The sequence below is a fragment of the Gottfriedia sp. NPDC058432 genome (genome assembly GCF_042721555.1).
Classification (GTDB): domain Bacteria; phylum Bacillota; class Bacilli; order Bacillales; family Bacillaceae_G; genus Gottfriedia.
In genome coordinates, this window is record NZ_JBHXLC010000027.1 from 39,653 (window position 1) to 55,821 (window position 16,169).

General features: G+C 31.1%; 19 protein-coding genes. 9 read left to right on the top strand and 10 right to left on the bottom strand.

Features of this window, described 5'->3' with window-relative positions; translation table 11 throughout:
* Positions 1–49: 49 nt before the first annotated feature.
* The 3 genes from ACFWM3_RS20725 to ACFWM3_RS20735 all read right to left on the bottom strand — a co-directional run bounded on the left by ACFWM3_RS20725 (position 50) and on the right by ACFWM3_RS20735 (position 1,636).
* Positions 50–523: a ribonuclease H-like YkuK family protein gene (locus ACFWM3_RS20725; RefSeq protein ID WP_390312802.1), complete on the bottom strand. Its 474-nt coding sequence runs from the start codon at positions 521–523 to the stop codon at positions 50–52.
* Positions 524–764: 241 nt separating this feature from the next.
* Positions 765–1,265 carry a GNAT family N-acetyltransferase gene (locus ACFWM3_RS20730; RefSeq protein ID WP_390312785.1) on the bottom strand — a complete coding sequence of 167 codons (501 nt, stop codon included), beginning with the start codon at positions 1,263–1,265 and terminating at the stop codon, positions 765–767.
* A gap of 134 nt (positions 1,266–1,399) precedes the next feature.
* Positions 1,400–1,636 carry a YkuJ family protein gene (locus tag ACFWM3_RS20735; protein WP_056474223.1) on the bottom strand — a complete coding sequence of 79 codons (237 nt, stop codon included), beginning with the start codon at positions 1,634–1,636 and terminating at the stop codon, positions 1,400–1,402.
* A 250-nt stretch (positions 1,637–1,886) separates the two neighbouring features.
* Between ACFWM3_RS20735 and ACFWM3_RS20740 the strand changes: the two genes are divergently transcribed.
* The gene (locus tag ACFWM3_RS20740) at positions 1,887–2,120 is read left to right on the top strand and encodes a glutaredoxin domain-containing protein (RefSeq protein ID WP_390312786.1); all 234 of its coding nucleotides are present in this window, start codon (positions 1,887–1,889) and stop codon (positions 2,118–2,120) included.
* Between the two features lie 517 nt (positions 2,121–2,637).
* Positions 2,638–3,369, top strand: coding sequence for a class I SAM-dependent methyltransferase (locus ACFWM3_RS20745; protein WP_390312787.1), 732 nt, complete (start codon positions 2,638–2,640; stop codon positions 3,367–3,369).
* A 71-nt stretch (positions 3,370–3,440) separates the two neighbouring features.
* Here the strand turns inward: ACFWM3_RS20745 and ACFWM3_RS20750 are convergent, their stop codons facing one another.
* Positions 3,441–4,655, bottom strand: coding sequence for an EAL-associated domain-containing protein (locus ACFWM3_RS20750; protein WP_390312788.1), 1,215 nt, complete (start codon positions 4,653–4,655; stop codon positions 3,441–3,443).
* 13 nt (positions 4,656–4,668) lie between these two features.
* Entirely contained in the window at positions 4,669–5,433 is a 765-nt protein-coding gene (gene fadH / locus ACFWM3_RS20755) for a 2,4-dienoyl-CoA reductase (protein WP_056474213.1), read from the bottom strand.
* A gap of 122 nt (positions 5,434–5,555) precedes the next feature.
* On the opposite strand from fadH, the gene ACFWM3_RS20760 reads away from it, so the two are divergent.
* The 5 genes from ACFWM3_RS20760 to ACFWM3_RS20780 all read left to right on the top strand — a co-directional run bounded on the left by ACFWM3_RS20760 (position 5,556) and on the right by ACFWM3_RS20780 (position 9,658).
* Positions 5,556–6,389: a metallophosphoesterase gene (locus ACFWM3_RS20760; RefSeq protein WP_390312789.1), complete on the top strand. Its 834-nt coding sequence runs from the start codon at positions 5,556–5,558 to the stop codon at positions 6,387–6,389.
* 130 nt (positions 6,390–6,519) lie between these two features.
* Positions 6,520–6,927, top strand: a complete 408-nt coding sequence (locus ACFWM3_RS20765) for a hypothetical protein (protein ID WP_390312803.1) — start codon at positions 6,520–6,522, stop codon at positions 6,925–6,927.
* A gap of 144 nt (positions 6,928–7,071) precedes the next feature.
* Positions 7,072–7,611, top strand: a complete 540-nt coding sequence (locus tag ACFWM3_RS20770) for a YkyB family protein (protein ID WP_082459565.1) — start codon at positions 7,072–7,074, stop codon at positions 7,609–7,611.
* A 197-nt stretch (positions 7,612–7,808) separates the two neighbouring features.
* Positions 7,809–8,072: a phage holin gene (locus tag ACFWM3_RS20775; protein ID WP_056474275.1), complete on the top strand. Its 264-nt coding sequence runs from the start codon at positions 7,809–7,811 to the stop codon at positions 8,070–8,072.
* A gap of 281 nt (positions 8,073–8,353) precedes the next feature.
* A complete protein-coding gene (locus tag ACFWM3_RS20780) occupies positions 8,354–9,658 on the top strand; it encodes a DUF3967 domain-containing protein (protein WP_056474203.1) in 1,305 nt (434 codons plus the stop codon).
* A 96-nt stretch (positions 9,659–9,754) separates the two neighbouring features.
* Here the strand turns inward: ACFWM3_RS20780 and ACFWM3_RS20785 are convergent, their stop codons facing one another.
* Positions 9,755–11,071: an ATP-binding protein gene (locus ACFWM3_RS20785; protein WP_390312790.1), complete on the bottom strand. Its 1,317-nt coding sequence runs from the start codon at positions 11,069–11,071 to the stop codon at positions 9,755–9,757.
* 164 nt (positions 11,072–11,235) lie between these two features.
* Positions 11,236–12,180 carry a magnesium/cobalt transporter CorA gene (gene corA, locus ACFWM3_RS20790; protein WP_056474196.1) on the bottom strand — a complete coding sequence of 315 codons (945 nt, stop codon included), beginning with the start codon at positions 12,178–12,180 and terminating at the stop codon, positions 11,236–11,238.
* A 146-nt stretch (positions 12,181–12,326) separates the two neighbouring features.
* Between corA and ACFWM3_RS20795 the strand changes: the two genes are divergently transcribed.
* On the top strand, positions 12,327–13,487 hold the full coding sequence (locus ACFWM3_RS20795) for an aminotransferase A (protein ID WP_390312791.1): 1,161 nt from the start codon (positions 12,327–12,329) through the stop codon (positions 13,485–13,487).
* A gap of 59 nt (positions 13,488–13,546) precedes the next feature.
* On the opposite strand, the gene ACFWM3_RS20800 is transcribed toward ACFWM3_RS20795, so the two are convergent.
* Together ACFWM3_RS20800 and ACFWM3_RS20805 are read right to left on the bottom strand one after the other, a co-directional pair.
* Positions 13,547–13,996: an RDD family protein gene (locus ACFWM3_RS20800; protein ID WP_387361291.1), complete on the bottom strand. Its 450-nt coding sequence runs from the start codon at positions 13,994–13,996 to the stop codon at positions 13,547–13,549.
* A 22-nt stretch (positions 13,997–14,018) separates the two neighbouring features.
* A complete protein-coding gene (locus tag ACFWM3_RS20805) occupies positions 14,019–14,909 on the bottom strand; it encodes an NAD(P)-dependent oxidoreductase (RefSeq protein ID WP_156339721.1) in 891 nt (296 codons plus the stop codon).
* 230 nt (positions 14,910–15,139) lie between these two features.
* Between ACFWM3_RS20805 and ACFWM3_RS20810 the strand changes: the two genes are divergently transcribed.
* Positions 15,140–15,754 (top strand): nitroreductase family protein, encoded by a 615-nt coding sequence (locus ACFWM3_RS20810; protein ID WP_056474182.1) that lies wholly within the window; start codon positions 15,140–15,142, stop codon positions 15,752–15,754.
* Positions 15,755–15,819: 65 nt separating this feature from the next.
* On the opposite strand, the gene ACFWM3_RS20815 is transcribed toward ACFWM3_RS20810, so the two are convergent.
* Positions 15,820–16,119, bottom strand: coding sequence for an ArsR/SmtB family transcription factor (locus ACFWM3_RS20815; protein WP_056474180.1), 300 nt, complete (start codon positions 16,117–16,119; stop codon positions 15,820–15,822).
* Positions 16,120–16,169: the final 50 nt, after the last annotated feature.

The window sequence follows — 16,169 nt, forward strand, 5'->3', positions numbered from 1 at the left end:
CATCCCTCCTAATCCTCATTCTAATCAATGTTTATTTAGTTTAAACTTCTTATTTTGTAAATTTATTTGCATAACTAAATGCTGTATAAGAATCAGGTTTTATCTTAGGAATGATGCCCATTGCAGATACTTTAGATGTCATTTCTTGTATAAACTCTTTCGTTAGCCCCATCGTACCAATGTCTAGATGAATTTCAAAACTAAAATTATTCGAATTAGCATTTTCATGAAGAGGACTAAAAATTTTTTCTAAATGAAAAGGTGATAATAAAAAAGCTATTTCCTGACTATACATAGTTTCTAGAAATATTTTCTCTTTTAAATTTCGGATTTTCTTGTGATGCCAACAAGTATGTAAACATCCCCAAGCGCCATTACCTACTCTATGCAAGTGAAGTGCCGTAATAAACTTAGTTCCATTACTATGAACTTGAGAATCTGTTCCAATGGAAAGTCGATATTGTTTATTAGGATCATTTTTTACAAAATGATATAGCCGATCAACTACATGATCAAAACTCATATTTCTCTCACTTACATTGTAAAATCGATACTGATCTTTATTCACGTATATGACCTCCCTTTTCATAACAATACATAATAATGTATTCATTAAGAATTGGGATTAGCACGACCTTACTATTTTGTAATAAAATATTAAAGAAAATCTGCTATAGTTAGTATTTATAATTACTATAAAAAAGACTGTTTAAATTGAACGGTCTTTTACATTTTGATTCGGTAAAACCATTTCAAGATTATTTCTAACACTTTATCCAAACCCAGCATTTGTTTTCGTCTTGTTTTTCAATAACTCCACCGTTTTTCATTGCAACCTTTAATGAGTTTATATTGTTGATATGTATCGTTAGTAAAACTTTATCAATTCCCATTTCTTTAGCTCTTTCAAGCAATAACTTTAATTGAAGTTTGCCATAGTCTTTTCCTCGTTCAGAAGGAAGAATTGAATATCCAATATGTCCTCCATCATCTAACAACTTTTTTGTTAATCTGTGACGGATCTTACCGTAACCTACTGGAAATCCATTTGCAAAAAGCCAATAAATATCTTGAGGAACTCTACCTTCCCCAATTCCAATCCCCTTCGATTCGTTATCACGTTTAATCAGCCACGCCTGAAATTCCTCTAAAGTTGCTCCATTCATATCATTTAAGAACCCATTTTCATTATAAGGAATTTCTTGAAGCATCGCGTAAATTTCTTGGCCATCATTAGTTGATAATTTTTTTAAATTGAATTCCATAGTTTCAACTCTCCTTTTATTACCAAGTAATCCCCGAATGTTTATTCTCATACATATTTTACTAAGTTTTCAGGGGGTAATCTTTAAAAAAGGCAAAAAAAAGAAAAAACAAGCTATGCTTGTTTTTTCTTTTCTTATGAAATAATTTCGTATATTTCAATTGCTACCATATCGATATTATCGAATGGGAACGTTTGTGGTTTTTCACCTTGTTGAAATACTTCTAATTCAAATGTTTCATTTTTCTCAGAATACTTTACGCTACACTTTCTTTCACCGTTAACTTCAAAATATCTTTGAGCAACCTCACCGTTCGTAGCTTGTTGTTTTAAACTTTCTAAGCGTTCTAAAATTCCTAATAATAAAGACATATTAGAACTCCTTTCTACCATGTGTCATTCCCTAAATATAGGTTTTACTTTCTTACAATTTCTATCCAAAAAACTTCTGATAGATTTCAGCTATGTAAGTGTCCATTAATAAGAATACTTGTATTTCAAGATAAATTCAAGAAAAATAGTCGTTTCAACTATAAACAAATTTCTTTATATACTATATTTTTCTATGTCATAATAGTTTTATACAATTGCTTTAAGAAAAAATAAAAAAGGATGTCGGTTTATGAAGATCGAATTATTCACACAAGATGGATGCCCTCCTTGTGAATTTTTGAAAAATTATTTAAAAGAAATGAATGTTTCTTATATTGAATATAACGTTTCAATAGATGAAAGTGCTAAAAAAAGAATGATGTTTGAGTTAGATTCATTCTCAACACCTACTTTAATAATTGATGATGAGGTAATTAGAGGCGTTCAGATGGAGCAAATTGAAGCTGCATTACAAAAACGTTAATCCATTATCTATTCGTTTCCTTTTCAAATAAAAAACACCTAAATGAACTGTTACATTCATTTAGGTGTTTTTTATAGTTCTATACTTCATTTGTTTTTAATATCGTTTCAAGGACTTGTCCAGATATAGTTTCTCATTACCCAACTCCAATAAAATGAAAAACGAAAAACAAGACGGACGATGTAAAAAGAACTTTCGAAATAAGTCCTCTCAAATAAAATCCTCCTCGGGCTGAACTTTTACTAATCGTATCATTTCTATATTGAAATTTACCACACGAATCGTTCTTATCTTTTTTACATTAGTTGACAGAGAAAAACACTACTTTTAATTAAAATTAGGTTTTATATATGAATTCGTCGATTTTTGATAAAATTAACTAAACCTCTATGTTCCAAAACAAAATTTTTTCTGGGTAATTTCTCCCTTTATCTAAATAAAATTTAATGTTAAAGTTAGATAATTTGTGTTAACTTTTCAATTTTCAAAAACTTTTGGACGATTAGGGAGTGTTAATATGGAGTTTCGTGGTTCTACGGTTTACAATCAAGATGATTTTTTTTCAGAGTATATTCGACGAAAAAATAGAGAAGATAGTCCTAACAATGCGATTGAAGGACCAATCATCAATGAACTAATTGGGAATGTTGATCGAAAAAACATATTAGATTTAGGATGTGGTGACGCATCATTTGGTAATGAACTTCTACTACATGGAGCTAAAACCTATACAGGTATAGAGGGATCAGAGCACATGATTAAAGCAGCCTTGACTACTTTAAAGGATACAGTAGGTACCGTCCAACATACTTCAATCGAGGATTATCATTTTCCTACGAATTCATTTGAACTTGTCACTTCTAGATTTGTACTACACTATATTTCAAACATTGAGCTATTATTTCAAAAAATATTTATCAGCTTAAAAGAAACCGGCCATTTTGTATTTAGTGTTCAACATCCTTTAACTACTGCCTCCTTTTTAAGTAAACAATCAGGAGATCGACGTGAAAATTGGATTGTAGACGATTACTTTCTAACTGGCGAAAGAAAAGAACCATGGATAAATGAAATAGTAGTCAAATACCATCGCACAATTGAACAATATTTTACTCTTTTAAGAAAGACTGGATTCCGGATTGATCAATTAAAAGAAGGTACTCCACAACAAATACATTTTAATAGCAAAGAAGAGTTTTTAAGAAGACAAAGAATACCAATCGTACTTGTTTTTTCTTGTTTTAAATAGACAAAGCATAAAAAATGACTGTCATTTTTGAGACGACAGTCATTTTCTGATTAAATCTTATAAGAGAATCACTAAAAAAGTAACTCATTATGTTTAAATAAAAAATCATAACTTAAGTCAATATATAAATAGCTTCCATTATTCATTGGATAAGAAAACGTTCGAATCTTTTCACCGGTTTCAATATCTCTGTACATATCTGATAATTGTCCCTGATCATTTGATTGCATTTTCAAAACGGTTTCTAAAAAATATGGCCTCCAGCTCCAGTTTCTACCTTTATACTTTTCCTGAAGCTCCCACTGCTCGCCATTAACTTTAAACAAGTTAGCTGATTGCTGAAAACCGTCCTCATCACAAATATACATCCTAAAACAAAATGAATTTAATTCACTTGAAATATTAATTAAAAATGAATTTAAATCCGCTCCTAATTTAAATTTATTAATTGCCGATTCGACTTTTTGTTGTATTAAATTTGTCATATCTCTAAGCGCAATTAATTTGTTTTTTTCGCCTCGAATATATTTTAAGATATCATTCTTTAGTGGCTCACATTCATGATTTAATTGACTAATTGATGGTTGTGGTGTAAATAAGTATGCACCTTGATAGAATCTTCCACCATTCTTCCATGCATTTCTTAATTGAATTGAATCGATTATTCCATCGTAGTACATCGATGCCCCTACTTTTCTTGCCACATAAATTACGGAATTTAATAAATCTTGAAATGATGATGTATGTAGTTGTTGAACCATTTTAAAATCGATTTTAATGATATCTGGAGACAAAAACCGTAGTTTTTCTAAGTTAATTAACTTCTCATTTACGCTATTAATCGCAAATTTAATACCATATGTTTGATAATAAGTAATTAAATTTTTTAATTCTTTCTCAAAACCATAAAAAAGTTGATGTTGAAGAATAATGACAATTTTATTTAGTTGTATGCCCTTTTCTTCATATGATTGTAAAATCGATAAAAGATTTTCTGGGTCATCTGAAAGAAGTGCTGAAGGGTGACGATTAATAAAAATACCACCATCGAATTTAAATTGTACAACTTCATCGAGAGCTTGAATTAAAATATGATTGTCAACCTCTAATAAGTAGTCATCTGGCACCAAATCATTTGCAAAGAAGAATTCAAGGCTGTGTAAATTTTCAAGTTTAAGTCTACCAACAACCTCAACTCCTACACAATTTTGTGTATCGGCTCCATATATTGGTTGAAAATATGGTACGACTTTATCTAAGTTACTTATTACGTCTAAAGGATCCATTTTGAACCTCCTTCTAAAATGGGTATTGATGTAAGGACTGTCCTCCATCCATTGTAAAACAAGAACCATTAATATAACCAGCCTCATTTGAAAATAAATATGCACAAAGTCCCGCTATTTCTTCTGGAGTGCCTAACCTGCCTAGTGGTACACTTTGTATTGTGCGGTTTTCTAATTCATCAGAAAGCCATAGTTTAGCCGCACCACCTGTACGCTCAATAGGTCCAGGAGCGATCGCATTGACTCTAATTCCATATCTTCTACCCCACTCAACGGCTAATGTTCTTGTCATAGCGAGGACACCAGCTTTAGCTGATGCAGAATGAATGACTCCAGGACCCGCATCCCAAGCATATGTAGCAATTATATTTGTAATCGCTCCTTTAATTTTATGTTGTATCATATACCGTCCAACTTCAGAACTACAATAAAAGGTTCCATTTAATACGATATTTATAACCGTGTTCCAACCGTTCACAGACAAATCCTCTGCAGCACAAATAAAATTGCCAGCCGCATTATTTACTAAGAAGTCTATCGTTCCAAATGTTTGATCAACTTCATTTACCATATTTTTAATTAATTCCGGATCCCGTACATCCATAACAATTGGTAATACTTGACCATCATATTGTTCAATTTCCTCTTTTGCATTATTTAATTTTTCTAAATCTCTTCCGGCAATAACCACTTTTGCACCTTCTTTTGCAAAACGCATAGCCATTGCTTTCCCCATACCACTAGAGCCACCAGTAACGATCACAACCTTATCCTTCACTCGTATCACTCCCTTTGTATTCTATAGTTTAACAACATTTTGTTATTTTGAGAATATTTTTAAGAATTAAACTATTTAATATAGTATGCAGTATTTATTTCTTTAAAAAGGTCGGGGGACAATTGAAAATTAAACTAACATCATTTTTTTTACTATTAATTTGTACAATCTATTATTCAGTCTATGTTGAGCCAACTTCAATTCGAACTAAGCATTTAACATTTTCAGACTATCGATTACATTCGAATACTACTATTAAATTAATACAAATCTCTGATACTCACTTTAATAATAAAAAAGATATAGAGCGATTTAAAAAGGTTGTAAATAATATAAACCAAATGAAGCCTGATTTTATTCTATTTACTGGAGATTTGGTTAGTGATATACGAAAGTTTTCTTACAAGCATGAAGTTATTCAACTTTTAAAAGAACTTAATCCAAAAATAGGAAAACTTGCAATATATGGTAACCATGATCATGGGGGTTATTTTACTGAACAATACGAAGAGCTGTTAACCCAAAGCAATTTTATCTTATTAAAAAACGAAGAAAAAACTTATTTCGTTCAAAAACAAAAAGTATCATTTATCGGTCTCGATGATTATATGCTAGGAAACAAGCAATATAATGATATTTTAGAACGAATTCAAAAAAATAGTTATACGATTGTTCTAGCACATGAACCTGACATTGCTGATATGACGAAAAACTATCCGATCAATCTTCAGCTCTCTGGCCATAGCCATGGCGGACAAATTTATTTACCTATATATAAGTCCTTTATAATGCCTCCATATGCAAAGAAATACAACCGAGGTGTTTACACCCTTTCAAGTAAATTTAATAGTCATTTAGTCGTTTCAAATGGAATTGGGACAACTAAACTACCAATTCGCCTATTTACTCCACCTGAAATCGTATCAATTGAAATCACAGGCAAAAATAAAAAATAATAATGATCAAGAATTATTATTCCCCACAGCTCTCACCCGTACTAGGTTGGTTACCTATTTTTATGGGTACTTGCTCAATTATTTTCGTACTCCATACACTATATTGAAGACAAGAGAGGAGGTTAAATACATGAATTATCAATATGACCCTAATTTACATTATTATTATAGAGAAGATCATGCTCCATCCTACTACTTTGATCATAACGAACAACGCTTTCTACCTTTTTTCCCAATCTTGCCAATAATTGGAGGATTAGCGGGATTAGCAGGCGGATTCGCGTTAGGTGCACTAGCGTTTAGACCACCTTTTTATCCTCCATACGGACCCTATCCTCCGTACGGTGGTGGCTTTGGTGGTGGTGGCTTTGGCGGTGGTGGCTTTGGCGGTGGTGGCTTTGGCGGTGGATTCGGTGGCGGATTCGGCGGTGGGTTTCCTGGATACCAACAACCTTACCCACCTGTAAATCCTGGTGCTTTTTTACCTAGTAATGCCGGATTAAATTCGCCAGGTAATATAGGACCCTATCCATACTAAATAGAAAAAAGCTAGTCGTATTAATGAATATTATTTCGATTAGCTTTTTATTATATTACCACTTCTCTAGATTTGATTTGAAAAAATTTAAACTAAAGATATAATATACTCATATCTATTATTTTTTGGAGGTAACCAAGAAGCATGAAATCGAAAGAACCTAGCCTGAATAAACTAAATTTTACAAATGAAGAAATTTTTCAGGCAATATTTGTTGTAAATAAACATGCTAAAACAGCACTTGAACCAAGTGAACTATATTCACTAAAAAGACAAGCTATATTAAAGCTTATTGATAAAGGAATTGCTAAGAAAGTTGGATTACATTTTTCAAATAACCCCAAGTCAAGTAAACAACAATCTGATGTGTTGATTGCTTGTGGAGAATTTTTCTTTCATATACCACCGTTAAAAGAAGACTTTAAACTTCTCCCGCATTTAGGAATATTAGAAAATACTCACCGTAACCCAAAGGTATCCATGTCATTAAGTTATGCAAAAAAAATACTTCATCATTTCTTAGGTATTCAAAACGTTAAATCTGAAAACCATTTCAAAAACGGATCTAACTACCGAAAAAATACCCCAGGGCAATTTTTAAGAGCTTCTTCATTTCTAAATAACTCTACATTTACTTTTCCGAGTGAACCAATTCGTAAAAATAAAGGTAAGCAAGAGAGATAAGTTGAAACAATTCTTACTAAAATAACATTAATATAGATTAAATGGGAAGATTAAAAACCTTTTAAATTAAATGGTTTTTATCCTTCCCTTTTTTTATTTGAATGTACGGATATTCATATTTTCCCCCTTTTATTTTAGTAGATTTGTCACACCTATTATATGAAGCAAGCATACTTTATTAACAGGGGGTGATTGATCTGTTCGGTAAAAATAACTTACAAGATATTATTCGTTATGTTGCTGGGTTCTTATTTGCACTTCAATTGTTACTAAATTCTTTTGGGTTTAAATTCTTAAATAATGAACAAATTGATGCTGTAATTAATATAATTTCATTCCTTTTTATTTTATACTTCGGTGCTAAGCATAATTATTTAGGTAAAAAAGGACAAGCTCAAAAGGCTGTACTTCAAGAAGCAGGATTAGAAAAAACAAATAAGCAGACAAATTCAGATCAATAGATTACTTTATGTCTACTTTTTGATAGATTAGATTACAAATTTAAAGATTTGGTTTGAGAGTGATTAAACATTGTTTCACTCTCTAATTTTGAGTCGAATTTATGCTATTTTTTAAGTAATATTTTCTATTTTTCACTATTTTTCCTCATATATTGATTTTAATTGTAGTAAACATATGGACTTTGTTATACATTGTAGAATTATTTTAAGAAGATTAGGTAGGAAAATTTTAACTTTGTATTGAATGTTCTAAAAACACACATTTTTCAGGAGGATATCAAATGTCAGTAATTTTTACAAGTAAAGACATTTCAAAGAAATTAAAAATAGGTAAATCTCGTGTAAGAGAGATTAGTAAGGAATTAGAAAAGAAAGAATATCATTTTACAAAGAACCAAGATACTAGAATCTATAATCAAAACGATTTCGAATTATTTCAAATGATTATTAAAGAGTACCAACAGAATGAAAATCTTCTACGATCAGTTGAATATGCTTTAAATAACCAATCAGTTCAAAGTCAATCTGAAGCTCATGTAATTGAAACACCTTCAATTGAGAATGAAATTACAGAAAAAATTACTGAAATCAATCCAAATAACACCCCGAATATTCCTCTAGAAATTAACATACATAAAAATTTTGACATGAAGTATGACTCAGAACTAATTGAAGTAGAAAAGAATGAAATAGTTGAAGTAGCAGTTTCCCAAATTGAAACAATTGATTCGGAATTAATCCATCATTCACTATTACAAGAAGAAACACCTTTAGAAGTGTCTGTATCCCAAGAAGAAACAATCGAAGTAGCAGAGATAAGCCAAATAACTTCACAAGATACAAATCATTTAGAAAAATCACTTTCACAACTAGAAACAATTGATGAAATCGTAATGGAGCAATCTATTTCACATGATACTGAGAAGTTTGAAGAGTCCGTATCACAATTCGAAATAATTGAAGAAGATGTAACAGATCAATCTTTACAAAAAGAAGAGCAAGTTACAGTATCTGGTGCATTAAATGAGCAAACAGATCAAAACACTGAGGTTGAAGTAGTCCAAGAATATCGTTTTGAAGAAATGACTGTTGAACAAGTACTTGAGGAAAATAAAAAACTACCTGATGAAGTAGTTCTTTCGAAGTTAAATGGATCAGTAACTGAACCTATTGTTTCAAAAGAAAATGTCACTACTTTTGTACCGACAAATTCTAATCAAATTATGTTTGAAGAATTTATGTCTCAAATTACGAATCTAGCATATCAAAATGAACAAATTCTAACTCAAAATCAAACATTAATTAATCAAAACTTGGAGAAGGATCAAAAGTTAGAAAAAATATTATATTCAGTTGAAGAAAAAAGTGAAGAGCTTCAAGGGTTAGCAACAGTAATTGAAGAAAAAGATGAAAAATTAGAGCAAATGTTTGAAGAAATTAAATCAAAAGAATCTGGTCGAGATGCTCAATTAATGAGGATGATTAGAGAATTACAGGAAACAAAAAAGATGGTAGCTGCCTCAAAAGAAAGAGACTGGAAGAATGCAATTAAATCACTCTTTTTTAAACCTAAGTCAGCAAAATAATTTGTTTATTATTTAGCACTTATCACTATTCACGAACATTAAATTTAAAGATAATTAGTTTGAAAAGAGAAGGGAAATTTCCAATTTCCCTTCTCTTTATTCTTTCATTTGGATCTCTTCACTCTGTTCTTGATGGTATGCTGGTAACACAATATGAACTTCAGTACCTTTTCCCTCTTCACTTAAATACTCAATCGTTCCCTTATGGGCTTCAATGATACTAAAGGTAACCATTAGTCCAAGACCTGTTCCTTTTTCTTTTAAAGAATAAAAAGGTTGTCCTAACCGGTCCAATTGTGCTTTTGACATACCTACTCCATTATCTTTAACAACAATTCGTATGTACTCTCGATCTCTTTCTTTCTCTATATTAGCTTCAATCTTAATATAACCTTTCGTGTCCTTTATAGCTTCTACGCCATTTTTTAGAACATTAATGATTGCTTGTTTAAGCTTAGCTCGATCTCCGACAGTATACATATCCTCATTTACATTTACTTGTAAGAAAGCACCTTGCAGTGAGGCGTAACTCGACATTAATGTTGTTACTTCATTCAATTGCTCTGTCATATTGATTATTTTCTTTTCTTCAATTTGAGGTCTAGCTAAGTTTAAATAATCCGAAATGATATTTTCTGCTCGGTCTAGTTCAGCTAATACAAGTTTCATATACTCCCTATTCGTTCCACTTTCTTGATTCTCAATCAACTGAATGAAACCCCTTACAACTGTTAATGGATTTCTAACTTCATGAGCTACACTCGCCGCAAGTTCACTCACCATATTTAATTTCTCCGATTTCTGCATTTGAACACGAATTTCAGCATTTTCAAATAGAAACTCTCGTAAATAAACATGAAACAGCATTGTAATTGTTAAAACAGTAAAAAATATGCACGCCGAAAAAATTGTTTGATCTGATTGGTACTCTTTAATACCATTTACCGTTGCTTCATAATAAAGCAAACAGATCATACTGAACGAAAATAAAATTGGCATTAGTATACTTAAAGCAAATTTCTTTCGTTTAGAAAAACTAACCCAATGTGGTGAAACAATAAATGGTAAAATACACGAAATCAATTCAAAAGGTAAAGATTTCAAAGATGCTAAACCATATAGCAAATACACAAAAACTGCTTTCGTTAAAATAATAATCGTTCCGATCAATCTTCCACCATATAAAATAGATGAATAGATTAATAAAATACTAAAAGTAATAGCCATGCTTTTACTAATGTGAATTGGGTAAAGCAAGCAAATAAAAATATTAAAAAAAGTTAGCAATCCAACTAATATTCTATTTTGTTTCGGGCTTGTATTGTGGTATCTACTAAGCCAGAACATTTCGTATAAAAAGACCGGAATGATTATGATTGCAAATTGAATTAATAAATCTTTTAATTGCAGCATTAAAGTGTCCCCCACCCCTTCTTTCAACAAATTATAACATAGTTATTTAAACTTCTAATTATTAATACAAAAAATTCGAAAAAAACATTTCTACATAGAACGTCACATTATTACAAAGTATTCTAAAATATAAGAAAAGTCGTCAAGCTTAAGCGCTTAACGACTTAAAACCAACCTTTTCTTTTAAAAAATATGTACATTATGATCGTAACAAATCCCATTAAAATTAAGATAAATAAGTAACCATATTTCCATGTTAATTCTGGCATATAGTGGAAATTCATTCCATATAAACCTACGATAAACGTTAGTGGTAAAAAGAAAGATGATATGATTGTTAATGTTTTCATAATATTATTCATTTTTTCTGAGCTTAATGAAAAATAGCTTTCTCGAATATCAGAAGCTAAATCTCGATTCGTCTCAATCATATCCGAAAGCTTCATTAAATGATCGTGTATATCTTCAAAATAAATTCGATGTTCAGATATATCTTTAAATCGATTCGAGTTAAGGATTCGATATAATAAATCACGCGTTGGTAAAATCGTTCTTCTTAATTTCGATAAATCCGATTTAGTATCATATAATCTTTCTACAGCATTATCTACTTGTTTCCTTAATGGATCAATTTCTAGGTCTGATAGTTCATCCTCCAAACGATAAATTAATGGAAAATAACTATCTACAAGCTCATCAATAATTCGATGAGTTAAATGAAGTGGACTCTTCGAAGCTCGACGATCTGACATTATATTATCTAAAACTAGTTGTACAATCGGACTTTTATGTATATGAAAGGTGATAACATAATGATCACTTACAAAAATATCCAATTCCGTTTCATCTAAGTCTAATTTATTTAATTCGTGCAAAATTAAAAAATGATATCCTTCATAGTAGTCAAGTTTAGGTCGTTGTACATATTCCAAACAATCTTCAATCGCTAAAGGATGAAAATTAAATTCAGTTGATAAAAGTTGAATCTCATCTTCGGTCGGTTCATTAATATCTACCCAGTACCATAGGTAATTATTTGATTTAGCATCTGCAATCGTTATATTACGATCGATAACTTTATTTTTAGTTATTCCGATTACTTGTAACAAGTTTTTACTCACCTTCTTTAGTCAATCAAATTATTTCACTACTAAATACTTTTTTTATTATATGGTAAAATGAAGGAAATTTCATTGAATAGTTCGATTAAAAAGTTTTAATTTTAATATAAAAATAATAAGTTGAGGGATATAAAATGAACAGATTTATAAACGAAAGTGTAAAAGAAATTCAAATCTCTGGTATTAGAAAATTTGCCCAAAAAATTGAAAAATATGACAATGTCATTGCATTGACATTGGGTCAACCTGATTTTCCAACTCCAGCACCTATTAAAGAAGCTGCTATTCATGCAATTAATCAAAATCAAACAGTTTATACCCCTAATGCAGGACTGCCTGCACTTAGAAATGCTGCTTCTAATTTTTTACAGAAAAAATATTCTTTATCCTATGATCCAACGAACGAAGTAATTGTTACAGTAGGAGCTAGTCAAGCACTCGACGTTACATTTAGAACAATTCTTAACGATGATTGTGAGGTTATTCTTCCAGCACCAATCTATCCTGGCTATGCACCAATTATTCAAACATGTGGTGCAAAACCAGTATTTGTAGATACATCTACTAGTGGTTTTAAAATAACGCCTGAATTATTAGAAGAACAGATTACTGAAAAAACACGCTGTATTGTTTTACCTTATCCAAATAACCCAACAGGTGTCACATTAACGAAAGAGGAACTTGAGAATTTAGCTAACTATTTATCTCAGAAAGATCTATTCATTTTATCTGATGAAATCTATAGTGAACTGACATATGATACTACTCATACTTCTATTGCCAGTTTCCCTGGAATGAGAGAAAAGACAATTGTCATAAACGGTCTTAGTAAATCACATTCTATGACTGGTTGGAGAATTGGTTTTATCTATGCGCCTGCTTATTTAGCTCAGGAAATCTTAAAAGTGCATCAGTATAACGTATCATGCGCTACATCAATCTCTCAATATGCAGCAATTACAGCATTAACTGATTGCATTGATTCTCCGATCGAAATGGCAAAGGAATATAAAATAAGACGTAATTATATGATTGATCGATTAGAAAAGATGGGGCTACCTTGTATTAAGCCAGAAGGTGCATTTTATTTATTCCCTTCAATTAAAGAATTCAATATGCCTTCCATGGAATTCGCACTAAATCTAGTAGAAAAACATAATCTGGCCGTCATTCCAGGAGAAGCTTTTTCTGAATATGGAGATTCATATATTCGACTATCTTACGCTTATTCAATGAAGGAACTAGAACTTGCGTGTGATCGATTAGAAGAGTTTGTAACTAGTCTTAGAAATTAAAAGTTAAATTACGGAAATAAAAAAGCAGGGGTGGATTTCTTAATCCTTCCCTGCTTTTTTTATCTAGCTTGTATTACTCTTGTTTTGAATAACAAATCTTGAATTGTTTTATGATCTTTTCTAAATAACATTAAATAGACATTAGCTATTAATGGTACACCTAAAAGTAGAACTGATATTGCTGCGATAAAGATAAAACGAATGAAAAATAGGATCATTGTTGTTTCTTCATAGTTATCTTTTATCATTTTAATAGCTAAAAATCTTTGACCAAATGTCATCCCTTTATTAAATTGTGGAACAACTACAAATAATATGATCATAATAATTGAAATAACGATTAAATCGACCGTTGAATTTCCTGATGTAGAATTAAAACGACTTAATATCTTCTCAGGATTCATTGTAATAATAGCGATAATGATCCCATAGGCTACTGAAACAATAAACGTATCGAATAAAAACGCACTTAATCGTTGATAAAACTTTGCAAGTTGAAAATTCTGCACTTGTTAACCTCTATTCATTAAATTATTGAATGTGGTGAGACGGATCGTATAAAGTATAAAGTGCTTGCGTTCCTTTTTCATCTAAACCATTTTTAGACAGTTCATCGTAGCATTTTTTTGCAAGTAAAAGTCCTGGTAGATTTAATTCCATCTTTTCCGCTTCTTCAATTGCGATTCCCATATCTTTTATAAAATGTTTAATATAGAATCCTGGCTCGAAATCGCCTCTTAATACACGAGGTGCTAAATTAGATAATGACCAACTACCTGCTGCACCAGTAGAAATACTTCCTAATACTTTTTCACCGTCTAATCCTGCTGATGAAGCATATGCAAGCGCCTCACAAACTCCTAACATACCTGAAGCTATTGCAATCTGATTACACATTTTTACATGTTGTCCACTACCAGCATTTCCATGATAAGCAATATTTTTTCCTAAAACATCAAATAATGTGGACATTTTATGAAAAGTTTCTTCTTCTCCACCAACCATAATCGCTAATCTAGCTTCTCTTGCCCCTAAATCCCCACCTGACACAGGTGCATCTAATGATGACATACCTACTGATTTCGTTAGTTCATCAATTTTTTTTGCTAAAGTTGGTGTCGAAGTTGTAAAGTCGATAAAAGTCGTCCCTTTTGAAGCCGATTGGATGATCCCATTATCGCCAAAATATACTTCTTCTAAGTCACTTGGATAACCGACCATCGTACAAATAACCTGACAATTTGGTGCTAATTCTTTAGGTGTATCATACCAAGTAGCACCTAAATCAATTAATTCATTTGCTTTTTCTTTTGTACGGTTATAAATATGTAATTTTGCACCTGCATTGATTAAATGCTTTGCCATACTTTTACCCATAACGCCAATTCCGATAAATCCAACTTGTAAATCTTTTAAATTAATTGCTTCCATTTTACACACTCCTCATTTAATATCCACAAATAAAATTACCATAAAAATTATTAATAAAAAAGCATGAGCTATTCTTATAAAAAAATAAGTAAACTAAACCTTATTCAAATTAAATTTAGGTTATTTCAACACTAATTTGTTGACTCTAATAATGGAACTATCTATATTAAATAAGTACATAAAAATGTAACTAATGCACCTAATATTTGGAGGTATTTCATATGAAAAATGAACAATTTTTTGAAATGATTAAAGAACGAAACTCTACTCGAGTATTCGACTCTTCTACTGAAATCAGTAGCAGTGAAATTACTGAGCTTCTTGATGCTGCAATGACTGCACCATCTGCTTGGAATTTACAACATTGGAAATTCGTTGTATTCCATGGTGAAAACGCACAAGGTAAATTATTACCTGTTGCATATAACCAAGGTCAGATTAAAGATGCTTCATGTGTAATTGCTGTATTAGCCGATACACAATCAGCAAAAAATGTTGACTTAGTTTTCGGACCTGCAGTGGAAGCTGGTTTTATGAAACAAGAAGCAAAAGACAAATTAAAAGCCAATGTTGAAAATGCTTATGCAACAGAGCAACGTAATCGCGAACAAGGTATTTTGAATTCTTCTCTTGCTGGTATGCAATTAATAATGGCTGCATCTGCAAAAGGTTGGAACACTTGTGCAATCGGTGGATTTAACGAACAAGCATTTAAAGAAACTTTCTTAACTGATGATCGCTATATTCCAACGATGTTGGTTGCCATTGGTAAAGAAAAAGTACCTGGACATCCTACTAAACGTTTTTCTGCAAAAGAAATGTCTATTTGGATTTAATAGTACATGAAAAGTAAAAGGGATTCTGACAATAGTCGGAGTCCCTTTTATGTCATTACGATTCATTAACAATGTTGTTCAACAGTTATGATTAATTTCTTAAGTAATTCTAGAGAAGAATCAATTGCTAATGAATAATATCTATGAGTGCCTTTTTGCTCAATTTGAACTAATTGATTATCACGTAATATCTTTAAATGATGTGATATAGCAGGTCTAGATAATGAAGTTTTTTCTGTAATTTCATTAACAGTTAGCGCTGCACCTTCTGATAACATTAAAATGATATCCTGTCTATAAGGATCGCTTAACGCTTGGAACAAGGGAATACATTCTCTAAATACTTCAATTGCTTCTTTACTCAAATCTTCCACCTACTTTTATTATCCAAAAATAATCTTATTCGTTTAATAAT